General features: G+C 41.3%; 11 protein-coding genes. 8 read left to right on the top strand and 3 right to left on the bottom strand.

Annotation, left to right across the window (positions count from 1 at the left end):
- Window positions 1-46: 46 nt before the first annotated feature.
- The 8 genes from epd (at window position 47) to GUY17_RS17050 (ending at window position 9,347) form a co-directional block, all read left to right on the top strand.
- On the top strand, window positions 47-1,066 hold the full coding sequence (epd, locus tag GUY17_RS17085; RefSeq protein WP_101085326.1) for an erythrose-4-phosphate dehydrogenase: 1,020 nt from the start codon (window positions 47-49) through the stop codon (window positions 1,064-1,066).
- A gap of 79 nt (window positions 1,067-1,145) precedes the next feature.
- On the top strand, window positions 1,146-2,321 hold the full coding sequence (locus tag GUY17_RS17080) for a phosphoglycerate kinase (protein WP_101085327.1): 1,176 nt from the start codon (window positions 1,146-1,148) through the stop codon (window positions 2,319-2,321).
- Between the two features lie 155 nt (window positions 2,322-2,476).
- Window positions 2,477-3,541, top strand: coding sequence for a class II fructose-bisphosphate aldolase (fba, locus tag GUY17_RS17075; RefSeq protein WP_101085328.1), 1,065 nt, complete (start codon window positions 2,477-2,479; stop codon window positions 3,539-3,541).
- A gap of 194 nt (window positions 3,542-3,735) precedes the next feature.
- Window positions 3,736-5,076, top strand: coding sequence for an MATE family efflux transporter (locus GUY17_RS17070; RefSeq protein ID WP_162023822.1), 1,341 nt, complete (start codon window positions 3,736-3,738; stop codon window positions 5,074-5,076).
- Window positions 5,077-5,192: 116 nt separating this feature from the next.
- A complete protein-coding gene (locus GUY17_RS17065; RefSeq protein WP_101085330.1) occupies window positions 5,193-5,933 on the top strand; it encodes a DUF481 domain-containing protein in 741 nt (246 codons plus the stop codon).
- Window positions 5,934-6,488: 555 nt separating this feature from the next.
- Window positions 6,489-7,235, top strand: a complete 747-nt coding sequence (locus tag GUY17_RS17060; protein WP_162023821.1) for a hypothetical protein — start codon at window positions 6,489-6,491, stop codon at window positions 7,233-7,235.
- Window positions 7,228-7,815, top strand: coding sequence for a hypothetical protein (locus GUY17_RS17055; protein ID WP_162023820.1), 588 nt, complete (start codon window positions 7,228-7,230; stop codon window positions 7,813-7,815). The genes GUY17_RS17060 and GUY17_RS17055 overlap by 8 nt, the downstream gene beginning before the upstream one ends.
- An 89-nt stretch (window positions 7,816-7,904) precedes the next feature.
- Window positions 7,905-9,347 carry a hypothetical protein gene (locus GUY17_RS17050; protein ID WP_101085333.1) on the top strand — a complete coding sequence of 481 codons (1,443 nt, stop codon included), beginning with the start codon at window positions 7,905-7,907 and terminating at the stop codon, window positions 9,345-9,347.
- Window positions 9,348-9,519: 172 nt separating this feature from the next.
- On the opposite strand, the gene GUY17_RS17045 is transcribed toward GUY17_RS17050, so the two are convergent.
- From GUY17_RS17045 to GUY17_RS17035, 3 genes are all read right to left on the bottom strand, one after another.
- Window positions 9,520-11,769 (bottom strand): PAS domain-containing protein, encoded by a 2,250-nt coding sequence (locus GUY17_RS17045; protein ID WP_101085334.1) that lies wholly within the window; start codon window positions 11,767-11,769, stop codon window positions 9,520-9,522.
- A gap of 90 nt (window positions 11,770-11,859) precedes the next feature.
- Window positions 11,860-12,492, bottom strand: a complete 633-nt coding sequence (locus tag GUY17_RS17040; RefSeq protein ID WP_101085335.1) for a TatD family nuclease-associated radical SAM protein — start codon at window positions 12,490-12,492, stop codon at window positions 11,860-11,862.
- Window positions 12,493-12,635: 143 nt separating this feature from the next.
- Window positions 12,636-15,788: an efflux RND transporter permease subunit gene (locus GUY17_RS17035; RefSeq protein ID WP_162023819.1), complete on the bottom strand. Its 3,153-nt coding sequence runs from the start codon at window positions 15,786-15,788 to the stop codon at window positions 12,636-12,638.
- Window positions 15,789-15,790 lie beyond the last annotated feature (2 nt).

Raw genomic sequence — 15,790 nt, 5'->3', positions numbered from 1 at the left:
AATTTGTTGAATAATAAGTGCTTCGGATAATTACTCTGGACCCTAAATGATTCGAGTTGCAATTAATGGTTATGGCCGGATTGGCCGCTCAATACTTCGTGCATTGTACGAATCTGGAAAACGTCAACAAATCCAAATTGTGGCGATCAATGAGTTGGCAAAGCCAGAAGCCATATGTCATTTAACTCAATATGACACGACTCATGGTCGTTTCAAGCATACCGTTAAGCTAAATGGTGATCAGTTGCTTATTGGTGATGACAGCATTTTGTTACTCAATCAACCCGATGCTAATTTATTGCCTTGGGCTGAACTTGATATCGATATCGTTTATGAAGCCACCGGCAGCTTAATTGATCGCCAAGCTTGCGAAGCACATATTCATGCAGGTGCTAAGCAAGTGCTGATAAGCCATCCTTCTTCTGCAGATGTTGATGAGACCATTGTATATGGTGTTAATCATGATTTGTTGCGCGCAGAGCATACCGTTATTTCTAACGCATCTTGCACTACCAATTGTATTGTTCCGGTTATCGATGTATTGGATAAGCATTTTGAAGTCAAGAGTGGCGCCATTACCACGATTCACTCGGCGATGAACGATCAACAAGTGATCGATGCTTATCATGATGATTTACGTCGAACTCGTGCTGCTGGTCAATCTATTATTCCGGTAGACACAAAATTAGCGCGAGGCATTGAGCGTATTTTGCCGCACATGAAAGATAAGTTTGAAGCGATTTCTGTTAGGGTGCCAACCATAAATGTGACCGCGATCGACCTGTCTGTCACGCTAGAGAAAAAGGTCAATATTGAGCAAATTAACCGTGTGTTACAACTTGCGTCAAACGGCAGTTTTAATGGTATTTTAGGCTATACTGACGAGCCTCTGGTATCGTGTGATTTTAACCACGATCCACGTTCAAGTATTGTAGACGGAACCCAAACGCGTGTCAGTGCTGGCCACTTGGTCAAATTATTATTATGGTGCGACAACGAATGGGGTTTTGCCAACCGCATGCTGGATACTAGCTTAGCGATGATTCAAGCAAAGTTAGATCGATAATATCAACAGATTATGTCGCAATGGGTTAAGCCGGTTGCGCAGCAAGACTTTGTATTAACTTAAAAAGGAACTGCTAATTATGGCAATTATTAACATGACAGATTTAGATCTACAAAATAAGCGTGTGCTTATTCGTGAAGATTTAAACGTACCTGTCAGCGACGGTGTTGTAACAAGTGATGCTCGTTTACGCGCATCATTACCTACCATTCAACTCGCATTAAAAAAAGGCGCTGCCGTAATGGTGATGTCTCATTTAGGCCGCCCAACAGAAGGCGAGTTTAACGCTGAATATTCAATGCAGCCGGTAGTCGATTATTTAGCTAAAGCGTTAGACTGCCCAGTGCGCTTAGTGAGTGATTATCTTGATGGCGTTGACGTGAATGTTGGCGAAGTTGTGGTATTTGAAAACGTTCGCTTTAATATTGGCGAAGGTAAAAACGATGAAGCTCTGTCTAAAAAAATGGCAGCATTATGTGATGTGTATGTAATGGACGCATTTGGTACGGCTCATCGTGCCCAAGCATCTACTCATGGTGTAGGTGTTTATGCTCCTATTGCTTGTGCTGGCCCATTATTGTCGCAAGAATTAGATGCATTAGGCAAAGCGCTTGATAACCCAGCTCGTCCAATGGTGGCGATAGTAGGTGGTTCTAAAGTGTCGACTAAATTAACTGTGCTTGAAAGCCTATCAACTAAGGTTGACCAGCTTGTTGTGGGTGGCGGTATTGCCAATACCTTTATCGCAGCTGCGGGTTATAACGTCGGTAAATCATTGTATGAAGCTGATTTAGTGGAAGAAGCAAAGCGTCTTGTGGCAAATGCTAGAAGCCGTGGTGGTGATATTCCTGTACCAACAGATGTTGTTGTAGCAAGCGAATTTAGCCCAACTGCAACTGCAACATTAAAGTCAGTAGCAGACGTGACCGATAGCGATATGATTTTTGATATCGGCCCAGATAGCGCAGAAGCACTGGCTAAAATTATTGAACAAGCAGGGACGATCGTCTGGAATGGTCCTGTTGGCGTGTTTGAGTTTGATCAATTCGGCGAAGGTACTAAGCGTATTGCCCAAGCCATTGCTAATTCTAAAGCGTTTTCTATTGCTGGCGGTGGTGACACTCTAGCGGCAGTCGATAAGTATAACATTGCTGACAAAGTGTCTTATATTTCAACCGGCGGTGGTGCTTTCCTTGAGTTTTTAGAAGGTAAAGAATTACCCGCTGTAGCAATGCTTGAAAAGCGTGGCGCTTAGATCACATATCAAGTATTTGTACCGTAAAACCTAATAATAATTATTATAAAAAAATGCTCTGTCATAATCTACAGGATGTAGGTTGTGCCAGAGTTTAAAATCCGTCCAAACGATAGCGACCTAGGTGAGTAATCACCCTATTAATGGAGAACAAAATGGCTCTTATCTCTCTACGACAACTGCTTGATCATGCTGCAGAGCATGGTTATGGCGTCCCTGCATTTAACGTGAACAACCTTGAACAAATGCGTGCAATTATGCAAGCGGCTGAAGCAACTGACAGCCCTGTTATTGTGCAAGCATCTGCTGGTGCACGTAAATATGCTCGCCCACAGTTTTTAAAATATCTTATGGCTGCTGCGCTTGAGCAGTATCCAGATATTCCGGTATGTATTCATCAAGATCACGGTACTGATCCTGACATTTGTCAGCGCTCAATCCAGTTAGGCATGTCATCAGTAATGATGGATGGCTCGTTAATGGCCGATGGTAAAACACCCGCGTCATACGAGTATAACGTGGATGTGACTCGTCGTACTGTGGCTTTTGCTCATGCATGTGGTGTGTCAGTTGAAGGTGAAATCGGTTGTTTAGGCAGTTTAGAAACTGGCCAAGCAGGCGAAGAAGATGGTGTGGGTGCTGCGGGTATTCTCAGCATGGACCAAATGCTAACAACTCCTGAAGAAGCAGCGCGTTTTGTTGCCGATACTCATGTTGATGCATTAGCTATTGCGATTGGTACCAGCCATGGAGCTTATAAGTTTAGTCGTAAACCTACTGGTGATGTATTACGTATAGACCGTATTAAAGAAATTCATGCGCGTATCCCTAACACGCATTTAGTGATGCACGGTTCATCTTCTGTACCGCAAGAGTGGCTGAAAATCATCAACCAGTATGGTGGTGAAATTCCAGAAACTTACGGCGTACCATTAGAAGAAATCGTTGAAGGTATTAAGCACGGTGTGCGTAAAGTGAACATTGATACCGATTTACGTTTGGCATCAACGGGTGCAGTGCGTAAATTCTTAGCTGAACATCCTGCAGAATTTGATCCTCGTAAATTCTTAAAAGCATCAATGGAAGCGATGGCTGACATTTGTACGACTCGTTATGAAGCATTTGGTTGTGCGGGTATGGCCTCTAAAATTAAGCCTAAGTCACTACAAGCAATGTATAAAGCTTATCAATCTGGTGAACTTGACCCTAAAATCATGTAAACCTTTTTTACGTTAAAACAGCAAATCAGCTCATTTTTTGAATGAGCTGATTTTTTTGTAAATTAATAACGAAAAACGTTGTTTTTTTAAACGCTATCTAGCATCATCCTCGCCTTAAAAATTGACGCAAAAACGTCATCATTTATTGATATAACCTTATTCCGTTAGCCATCTTTAATAGTTGAACTCATTATATGCTTGTTAAGCCGAATGCACCTTTATCCTTATTTTCACTGACCTGGCCATTGTTCGTCGACTTTGCTTTGCACTTTTTAACGGCAGCAATTAATACTTTTATGATAAGCCATGTGTCGTATCAAGGTGTGGCGGCGCTGTCGGTTGGTAATATGGTGTTTGAACTGGCCATTACGTTATTTAGTTTCGTTAGTATTGGCGCTAGTGTTGTCATTACTCAGTATTTAGGGGCTAATAATAAAGCTGCAGCCAGTGCCGTAGTGTATTCATCTATCGGATTCAATTTTTTAGTTGGTTTGGTCGCAGCGGTAGGTATTTTAACCGGCTCAACCATGATGTTGAATCTAATGAACTTACCTGCGGAGCTTATGGCCGATGGTAAATTGTATTTACAAATTGTCGGTTTGTGTTTAATTCCCGAAGCGATGGCCATGTGCTTAGCGGCCGGAATGCGGGCTCATGGTTTTACCCAGCAAGCTATGTGGGTAACATTATCGATGAATGTGATCACCTTTATTGGCAACTTATTATTGCTCTATGGTTGGTTTGGTTTGCCACAAATGGGTGTAGCAGGGGTTGCGATTAGTACTGTTGTTGGGCGACTAGTGGGTGTGAGCATTATGATGGTGTTGTTTGTACGCTATACCAAAATACCATTACACATTCCGAGTATTTTGCGTCCAGATAAAGTCATGCTAAAAAAAGTGTTTCACATTGGTTTACCTGCCGCCGGCGAAAACGTCTCGTGGATGTTGCAATTTATGGTCGTCACTTCATTTGTTGGCTTAATGGGTGATAAAGCCTTAGCGGCGCAGTCATTATATTTTCAAATTTGTATGTTTATCTTATTGTTCGGGCTATCGATAGGCATAGGTAACGAAATTATTATTGGTCATATGGTGGGGGCTAAGCAATTAAAAGCTGCAGAGCATCAAATGTATCGCGCATTAAAATTGGGTTTGATTGTTACCAGTGTTGTGGCTTTATTCGTTGCAATATGGGGACCTAACCTTGTCGGTCTGTTTACTGATGAACAGGACATTATTGTCCTTGTGGGGCAATTATTTGTACTCACGTTAGTTATGGAGCCCGGTAGAACTTTTAATTTAGTGGTGATTAATGCGTTAAGAGCTAGCGGCGATGCCAAGTTTCCGTTTTTTATGGGCTTATTTTCAATGTGGTGTATCGCGGTACCAGGTGCTTATTATCTCGGGATCCATTTAGAGTATGGTTTATTGGGTATTTGGGCTGCCTTAGCGCTTGATGAGTGGGTTAGAGGGTTGGCGATGTTGTGGCGTTGGCGCAGTGGCCGTTGGCAGGCTAAGAGCCTTGTTGCTTAACGCTTAAGGGGATGACTATTTTTCAATTCTGCGATCAAAGTGTTAGTATGCGTGGGAATTTTAAGCGCATGACCCCCCATTAGATTTTGTAAATCGTAAATAAAGGACGAAATGACATGAAAAAACTGCTACTTACTGCAGCTATTACACTAACCATGCCATTTGCAGCACATGCTGGAAGTGAGTTTGTTGAAGGTGATGCCACTCTTGCTGGTGAAGCAGAATTAGGTGCGACTTTAACCACAGGTAATACCGATACTTCTTCGTTTAAAGCGCGCCTAGCGTTGAAACAAGAATTAGGTGACTGGGAAAACGAGTATGTGTTTGAAGGATTATACAAAGAAGATACCGAAGAAGTGACTGCAAAGCGTTATTTTCTTGGTGTGCAAGGTGACTATCAAATTAATGATTTGAGCTATTTGTTTGCTAACACTAACTATGAAGTTGATCCATTCACTGGTTATGATTTCACTTCAACGACGTCAGCTGGTTATGGTTACCGTTTTATTGATACCGACAGAATGTCTTTAAAAGCGGAGGCGGGTCCTGGTTATATTTACCAACAACTTGATGAAGAATCAGCACTGGCAGAAGGTTATGATAGCGACGACAGCGTTGTTGCTCACGCGGTGATTGATTTCCAAACCAAGATCAGTGATTCATCTAAGTTCCAACAGAAATTTATTGCCGATTGGGGTAGTAAATTAGATGCGCGTTCTGAAACTTCATTAACTGCCAATATCGTAGGTGCTCTAGCGATGAAATTTGCCGTTATTGTGCGTTATAACAGTGAACCGCTTGATGACAAAGAAAGCACTGATACTGAAACAAACATGACATTACTTTACGCATTTTAAGTGACTAATCTAAAGCCTAGTTCACTTGAGTGTAAGTAACAGAAAGCTGGCTTTGCCAGCTTTTTTTATGGGCTGTTAGCTGTAATATTGTCTTACCTATATACCAAAAACACTGACTATTGAGCCATTGTTAAGCCGTAACTTACTTATTCAATCGGTAGTAAACTAAGGCATCCACTCGCTTGTCAATATACATCCAACCGTTATTCATCGCTAATTAGGTTGATTTTACTTTTAATCAGCTTGCTATTGATGGCTCAATTTCTGCTATTGCCAGCGCGATCACCAGCAATAATATTAGCTCTGTATTGACTATGGTCTTAACCTTTCCCATTTTAAACTGGGCGAATCAAGGATAATATGAATCAACAATAATATGAATTAGCAATTTCTATATTCAATATTATGCAATTATACCTTGCGCAAATAATCGCTATATTCGCGGACTGGTTCACGAATTAGCAATATTATCCGGAGGATAGCTGGCTTAACATCCATTAAACTCTCACTTTGAGAGTATACTTTTTGAATCAGTCGATACACTGAGACAGGGCGATGCAAATAGGATGTTGTTGGTTCGACAATACACAACGTTTGTTGGTCGATCAGACCACGGCAGCCCAGTGGCATTTAAATGATCACGAGTATTGGATTCTGAGCCAGTTAGTCCTGCATCGTGGTCAAGTCGTTCCCTTATCTATGCTTGAAACAGTGGCCATTTCAGGCGACTGTCCTCATCAATTATCTCATGCTGAACTACTCGATATTATCGGCAAAATTATTAATTACATGTGTAAGCGCCACACCAACCTTATTGAATATGTACCTGAACAGGGGGTGATTTTATATTCAACTGCAACCGCTAAGCGTACTAAAATCTTGGAATTACCTGAACGGCTATTATCTTTAGGTCAGTATCTGTTTATTATTGTTATTCTACTATGTGTATTATTATTTGTTTACTCTAAGCTTAACCCTCCAGAGTTTGCTCAAGCCGATGTATTGCGACAAGTGCTAAGCCCTGATGGACGTATTGTTCAGTTGTTTGTGTTTGGCAATAATAATCAGCAAGATGCCATTTTGCATGCGGACTGCTTATCATCGCAACTACGGCTTTGTCACAATATTCGCTGGGATTCCATTCACGTTGCTTTGTCGGCCAATCAAGATTATATGAGTTTCACTTTAACCGACTCCAGTGAAGCGACACCATTAATTAATAGTATCAAAGTCAGTATCGATAATATGGGTGCGCCATTTATCACCCAGCAATGGCTGCAAAAGGTACACATTTGTGGCTAGATTAAGAACCCTATTATTACATATTAAAATACGCCGATTACTACAGTCAAAACGCGGCAAACTTTTTTTTGTATTAAGTTTTCTGCTCATTATATTCATTGCTACCAGTGTGCTTAATCGCATTGCAAATACCCATAATGTTTGGTATTTCAATTGCCATGCCGATGGTTATTTCAGTCAACAAGGAGAGTCGTCGTTAACGGTTGATAAAAGCAATTTATGGTTAATGCTAGACATTGATCACCATCAAGCTCAGCTGACTTATAAACTCGAGTCCGCAACAGACGCTACCGAAATTGCTCAACTATTAGGTAAGGTTAAACATGTTGATATTGGCTCATTTACTTATCATTTAGCGTTAACACTGCAACCTATCAGTTGGCAACAAAACAGTCGGCTACAACCATATTTACGAAATGAATATGGTGTTTCTGCTCACCACTTAATGGCTGGTTCTAGTGTATCTCAGCAGATTCAGGTAATTGACTTAGATAATACATTGACGAGAGCAACGTTAAAATTTCTGCCAAGTAATAACATCTGGTCCTGTCAGTTACTATCAGCCAATACTTCCGATTGATTTTGATTGAATAAATTAACTTTTAGCTTAATATTCCCATTGCGGTATAGTAGTTATGTGTCAATTTTAAAAGGTGTGTGAAATATATAGTGGCAAAAGTTAAAGTAAAACAAGAAGAAGCGTTATCAATAAAGTTCAGTCATCAAATGGGCCCTGGTGATCAACGGGTATTTGATCTGTATTTTTATTTGCCAACAGAAATGGGTATTGGTTCGCATACCTTAGATGAAGAAGATTATTATCACAGTAGTATTCTTGGGCGTCGTTCTTATTATTCTAAAGGGCTGCATTTACCCTTAGTTCAGTCCCGTTTCGTCAGTTTAAATAAACGCACCTTAGAAGAGTTTCGTTTATACCTCAATTTATTCGCTTATCAATTTGCTGTCGCCATTGAAACTGACGTTAAAGAGTTGCACCAAAAACTAGAATTAAATGAATTTTATCCTGCTTTAGATGAGCTTTGTGATGTGGTTGCGCAACTATTGAAAAAGTTTCGACGCAATGAACCGAATGATCCTAAGTGGAAATCTTATTTTGAGCATGCCGATAATTACTTGTCTTGGTTTTGTGAGCAGCAGTTATTAAAGACATTGGCACGTAGTCCTAGAAGTGCTGACTATAGTGATGTTAAAGAAAAAGTGCTCAATTTATGCCGTAACGAGAATCACTACCGCGAGCAAGTATGCAAATATAACTCTATGCAAACCCAGCAAGACGCTAACCGTATTTCAAATAAGATGTTGCTATTGCGTCGACTCATTCAACAAGGCGTAGTATTAAAAGAAGAATTAAAACCGCTTGGAGTAGGGTTAAAGAAATTTGTTACTGGCGTCGCCACTGGGTTGGTGATGTTGGTGGTATCGGCATTGATTATAAAAGCGCAAGGTTTCTTTAATGGCTTAACCTTGACCTTGTTGCTGACGTTAGCGGTTATTTATGGTTTCAGGGAAATCTTTAAAGAGGATTTTCGTAATGCGATGTGGCGGCTTATCCAACGCGGTCGTCCAAGATGGAGCCGTATTTTACGGGATACCACGACTCAAACCGTGGTGGCTAAGCAGTTAGTTTGGCTCGAATTCATGCGCAGCCAAGATATTCCCAAAACGGTGGCAGATATTATGAGGCAACGCCACAGCCAGAATAAAGTGGATTCGGAAGTACTGCATTATCGTATTGCGACTAAGGTGGCAAATAAGCCTTTTGAGGCTGATTATTCACAAATTCAAGAGCAAGTGAACTTCAGTTTAGTGCCTTTTGCCCGCCATTTAGAGCGAGGAAAAGCTAAAATATACTCAGAAAGTGAAGGTAATATTAGTAATGAGTCTGTAGAACGTCGTTATCAAGTCAATTTGGTTGCGGTGTTACGTGACGGAAAGCAACAACCTGAATATGCTCGCTTTAAAGTGACCATGAATCGTTCAAGCATTGTTGAAATTACTGAAAGTAAACTACCTGATAATGTTCAGCCTTTCAGGCTCGAATCAGATGAGATCCTTCCTGAAGTGGTGAGTCATCCGAAACCACACGCTTAAGATTAGGTTGGACACCATAATAGTATGTTGATGTTCATCGAGTAGCCCAATGAATGGGCATTATCCATTGATTAAACAACCGTTCAAATTGAATATCACCTGACGTTACACAATACTGCGTCAGGTGATTTAATCTATCAATTTTACGGCGGTTATTACTTTAATTGTTACTTTAAGTGCTACTTTGTTTATTCGTAGGACGAGTAAAGGCTTGGCAAATGTTCTGGTCAACAGATTGTTTAGCTCTTTTTAAGGCTATTTCAGCGTTAGCAAGGTATGTATCCAAACTTTGTGGCTGCAAATAGCTGGCGATACCAATGTTAATCCCTTCACCTAAATTCTTTTCTTCAAGACTTTGAAGCATATTAATCGCATATTGATGTGCAGAGTTTGCATTTGTTTCGGTCAGTAAGATAACGAGTTTTCCGAGCTGCCATTGTGCTATTTGGTAATTAAGCGGTAACTCAATCAATAATTGTAGCTCAATGTCTTTTTGGCGCTTTTCAAGCTGGCTCATGTTACCCATGTTACTGAAAATCCCTTCTGGGTTAATGTCCATTACCAGTAAGCTTGAATGTTCTTTAGTGAGCTCGCTAAGTTTGAAAAAATAATTTTCTAGCTCATTTAAACGTAACACTATGGCACTTCTATGGCCAATGACGTTGCTACTACTTTGGGCCGACACCGTTGGGGTTGTCTGTTCAAATGTGCAAATAAGGTATTCAATATCACCTTCAAATGTCAGCTGGCCTGCTAGCGTCGTTTTTAAACAATGCTCATAACGACTGTGGTTAAATGGCATAATTTGCGCAGTCCACTCTCCTTGCAAGCTAATTTGTGCACTAATATTTTGCCATTGATTTTTCAACTCATCGCCGAGTAATTCAGTGATCGAAATATTGGTGTCTCCGTGTAAAGACATCAGGTTATCAAATTGGTTATTACATTTTACTATTAATCCATTGGCATCGGTGAGTGCCGTAGCAACCGCTCCGCTACTCATTAATTGATAGAGATAGGCTTGGCGCTGGCTTTCAAATAATGCGGTAATGTCTTCAAATGTCACTAACCAATAATGCTCATTACTGTTAGGGCATTTTTTACTGCGAATATGGGTTTGCAACATACTACTATTAAGCGTTTCTAAACTGATCTCACCATGCCATTGCTTATTCTCAATTAACGTCTCTTTAATGTGATTGAAGCGATCATCATCAAGGTGTAACACTCGTTGTAAACTGCGGTCTTTAAGAGCGTCAACTGGCAAAGATAATGCCGCAGCTGCTTTGGCATTAATGCTCTGGATTCGACCGTTATCATTAACGATTAAGCAGCTTAATTCGCTGTTAAACAAACCGTTGCTCAATTGAACGCTATTTTGCTTTGCGCGTCGCTCGAGTACAAATCGATGTCTTAGTATAATCAATAAACTGGCTAACAGTGCGATGAGACATCCAGCGATAATGACTACAATTCGCCATTGTGCATAACGAGTGGCAATGTCGTCATGACGAATATAAGACAATAAAAAGTATTCTCTTTTAGTCTCATATTGACTGGTTAACTCGACTTTTAAATACACGAAAGTGGCATCATGGCTGTGAAACTGGCCAAAGTTATTCATGGCCATCACTCGCCACAATTCTGGGTAAGACTGCTTTAAACTTGCTCCAAGTGCATCGGGCATATTGTCTAGTGGTGCAGGTTGGTTGGCTCCTGCATAGAGGAAGCCTTGAGTATCCAGCATGAGCAATGGTGAATTTTGATTAAAAAAAGCCGGTTTTATAGTTTCAAGTAATTTAACGATCGAATTGTAAGTGACTAAATACCCTTTGATACTTTGGTCTGGATTTTCTATCCATGATAACTGATAAAAATAGGGCTCTAAGATGCCATTAATGGGAGTAAATGCCATGGGTGAAGTGTAAATGTCGTCGCCGCCCATATTTCTGCCCGAGCCTAATAATGCCGCGGGAAGTTGCATGTTATTGAAACTACCGGTGGTGGCAAACTGGAGTTTTCCTTGAGGGTTAAACAATGCCAACCCAAGCAGTTCTGGAATATTGTTAGTTAATGAATCCCAGTTTTCGATGGTTTTTAATTGTAGCTTTTCTGATGGGTTTTGCAGATATTGGCGCAGTAACTCACCTTTGGCGATGATTTGGGTTCTAAACTGCAAAAATGACACTTTGTCAGACGCTAAGGACGCGACAGTTTGTAATTCACTATAGCGTTGGTCTGCCCAATCTTCTTGTAGGCGACGCTCGCCTAAATTGACTACCATACTAGTGACAATAAACACTGCTATTAATAAAATAATCAATTGGCTTAGCAGCGAAAGAATATGCTGTTGCGACCAATGAGTTGCCTGTGAAGAAATTAATAACGAGTTTGAAGAACTCACTGCTTTGTGTTTAGACATGGTGCCACTTTTTTAGCATTCTCTTGATGGCAATACTAGCATGAAGCCGGCAGTGGCGAAAACGTCTAGCTGCGATTAGGCGCTATTTGTTTAACCAATGTTATCGAGTTCCCGTTGTTTAAATACTACGCCATTTTGTTGTGCGATATCGCGGCAGCGGTCAATGTTGACATTTGCGAGTCCGTTAATGGCACTTACTTGAACGAGAGGGATGTAATGAGGTGCAAGCTTAATAAAATCCAGTAATGCAGTGTACGAATTGGCAAGCTTAGGGCGGCAATGCTGTTGGTAGCTTTCAGGTGTATCGGCGTTAAGCGAAATAGACAAACTGTCGATGCATTGACTGAGCTCTGGCAAAATATTGCGTCGATGAAAGTGATTACCCAGGCCATCAGTGTTTAGGCGTACTTTACCGCCTTGTGCTTTTATTGCATGAGCAACTTGCAGTAAGCAGTCAAGGTTTAGAGTTGGTTCACCAAAGCCGCAAAAGACATATTCTTCAACCTCATGAACATCGCCTAACAAGGGCAACAGGTCCTCAGCAGTAATACGTCGGGTGAGTGATAAGTCATAGTCGTGTACTTGATTTGAGCCATTATGTTTGGGGCAAAATTGGCATCTTAAAGTGCACCTGGCGGTAATGTTGAGATAACGGTGCTTGCCGATATCGTAAACTAAGGTTGGTATAGGTGAGGTGGGTATCGGTAAAGTTGTGTCGCTCATGTCAGGCTTTCTTTCATAGAGATTATAGCGGTCATTTTAGCTGAATTTTAATGGTGACTATGTTGCTCAGCTCGCAGATTTTACTGCAAAAAAAACAGAGCTGAGTTAGCTCTGTTTTTTGTTAACAATTGGGATTAATTCGATTAATGGTGCTCGTCAGATCTGAATTCACTTTCAGCAGGTTTAGGTTGCCACCACCAAATAAAAAATCGTTGCCACAAGCGTTTTATATCATCCAAAATGATGTACAAAATTGGCACCAAAATTAACGTCACTACGGTCGAAAATAAAATACCAAATGCGAGCGATGTAGCCATTGGGATAACAATTTTAGCCTGTAAGCTTTTTTCCATAATAATCGGCACTAAGCCAACAAAAGTGGTGAGCGAGGTTAATATAATGGCTCTAAAACGGTAACAACCAGAATCGATAGCCGATTGCATTATCGATTTGCCCTCTTCGCGAGCGCGGTTAACAAAGTCGACCAAAATCAACGAGTCATTTACCACAACCCCCGCTAACGCCACAATTCCGCACAAACTTAGCACGCTCATGGATAAACCAAGAATATAGTGGCCAAACAAGGCGCCAATCATGCCAAACGGAATCACCGACATAATGATTAACGGTTGTGTGTACGATTTTAAAGGGATGGCCATTAGAGCATAAATGGTGAACATGGCAAAAAAGAAGCCTTGGGCTAAACCCAGCATGGCATTTTGCTCATCTAAACTGCCACCATCTAAAGCTGAAGCCACTTTTGGGAAGCGCGCGGTGAGTTCAGGTAAAAAGTCTTCCTGAATTTCGGCAACCACTTTAGATGGCTCAACATTGTTTTTATTCACATTGGCACTAATGGTAATTGCTCGGCGACCATCAACTCGGGTGATCGATGCATATGACTCACCCAGTTCGATATTGGCTACCGTTGAAAACGGTACCGCTGCGCCTGACGGGGTGCGGATAAGCATGTTTTCAAGATCGCCCACAGTGCGGCGCTGCTCAAGTGGGTAACGTACCATGACTTTCACTTCTTCTTTATTACGCAAAATACGTTGGGCTTCATAACCATAAAAGCCGTAACGGACTTGGCGAGCTAAATCTGACAGTGTTAATCCTTGCGCTTCGGCTTCTGGACGAATGTTTAAGCGGATCTCATGTGAACCTGATGAGAAGTTATCGGTAATATCATACACGCCTTCGTAAGTGGCTAGTTTTGCTTTAAGCACTTTGGCCGCTTCAGATAGCTGGTCTAAGTCGGTTGCGGTTAAGCGAAACGATAAATCGCCACCGGCATCGTTGGTACTGGCATTGATGTTAAGCTTTTTAACTGACAATAACTCAGGTAATTGATTACGCCACTCTTCCGCAATTGCGACGCCGTCGATTTCACGGTCTTCGCCTTTAGTCAGTTCAGTAAACACAAACGCACTGCTGCGTGAACTGAGTTCGATATAGCTGTGTTTTACCATTGGGTAACCGTATTGCTCTTCAAGCTTGGCGTTCATCTTATATAACGCATCCTCAACTTGCTGCAGTACTTTTAGGGTGTTCTGCTCAGAGCTACCTTCTTCCATTTCAAGCTGGACTTGAATAAAATCTGATGGAATATCAGGGAAGAAAACCCAGCGTACTTTGCCACTTTGCACTAATGCAAGCGACAAAATTAGTACCCCAATAAACACCGCCACCACGCTATATCGTCGCGTAATACAACGTTCTAAAAAGTGACGATAGGTATTATGAATAAAGTGTTGTAACCATTCATTAAGGGCAAATTTAAAGCGCGAGAAAATGTTAGTCGGTGTAGTGCGTTTTTTGATTTTCATGTGGGCCAAATGCGCAGGTAGAATCAGTTTTGATTCGATCAGCGAAAACGCTAAACACAAAATCACCACCATACCGATGGATTTCCAAATAATCCCCATGGGCCCAGACACCATAATCATCGGGATAAAGGCCGCAATAGTGGTGAGTACCCCAAATGTGGCGGGCATGGCTACTTTTTGCACACCTTTTACGACGTTATCCAACGAGTGGCCGTTTTCTTCTAATTCGGTATAGGCACTTTCGCCGATGACAATGGCATCGTCGACGACTATCCCCAGCACCAGAATAAACGCGAATAAGGTCAACATGTTAATCGACATGTTAAACGGTTCAATTGGCATTAATAACATGGTGCCCAAAAAGCACACCGGTAAGCCCATCATTACCCAAAAAGCGAGTTTAAGGTCTAAGAACAAAGCCAGAATAATAAACACCAGCAGAGCGCCATAAAACATGTTCGACAACATCATGTTTAAACGACCTTGCAAGTAGTGAGTTAAATCACCCCAGGTATCAAGTTGAATATTGCTTGGCAAGCTTTTTTTACGTTCAGCAACGTAGGCTTTAACTTGAGATGAAATATCTAACGCATTTTGATCATCAATACTGGTAATTTCAATGACGGCAGCAGGTTTACCGTTAAAGCGGGTGTACTCTAAACGCTCTTCAAAATCATCATTAATGGTAGCGACTTGCGGTAACATAATTCGGCTGCCATCTGCGCGAGTCTCTACCACAATTTGGGCAAAGTCATCAGCAGTATAAGCTTGGCCTTTAGTACGCAGTAAGATGTCACCGTCTTGGGCCCGAATAGAACCGCCGGGTAAATCAATCGATGAGTTTTGTACCGCTAAAGCGACTTGAGTAAATGTAATGCCATATTCGCGTAACTTGTCTTCAGACAGTTCAATGCCAATTTCATAGTCTCGAACACCAGTGACTTTTGCACGAGTGACGGCAGGTAAATCGGTGATGTCGTCTCTGATCGCTTTAGCCATTTCTTTCATGTCATGTAGCGTCATGTCGCCATAGACAGACACCCAAATGACATTGTTTTCTGGCTTTATTTGATAAATGTTGGGTTTTTCGATGTTATCTGGGAAGGTCGCAATGGCATCAATACGCAGTTTTGCTTCATCTAGTACTTGCTGCACTTCGTAGCCGTCTTCGACTTCAATTGTCACCGAGCCAACACTATCACTGGCAACAGACGTCACTTTTTTAATGCCGCTAATATCTTGAATAGCTTCTTCGATTTTTATATTAATCCCTTCTTCAATTTCTTGTGGCGCAGCGCCAGGATAGGCCACATTGATATTGATGAGATTTAATTCAAACGTTGGAAAAATTTCTTTATTAATAAGCACAGCACTAAACAAACCGCCAATAAGCAAGGCTGCCATCAGTAAGTTGGCGGCGACACTGTTGCGAGCAAACCAGGCGATAATGCCTTTATTAGTATCCATTA

It is taken from the genome of Shewanella sp. Arc9-LZ (assembly GCF_010092445.1).
In the GTDB taxonomy this organism is placed as follows: Bacteria; Pseudomonadota; Gammaproteobacteria; order Enterobacterales; family Shewanellaceae; genus Shewanella.
This window is presented reverse-complemented; position numbering and strand designations above follow the sequence as displayed.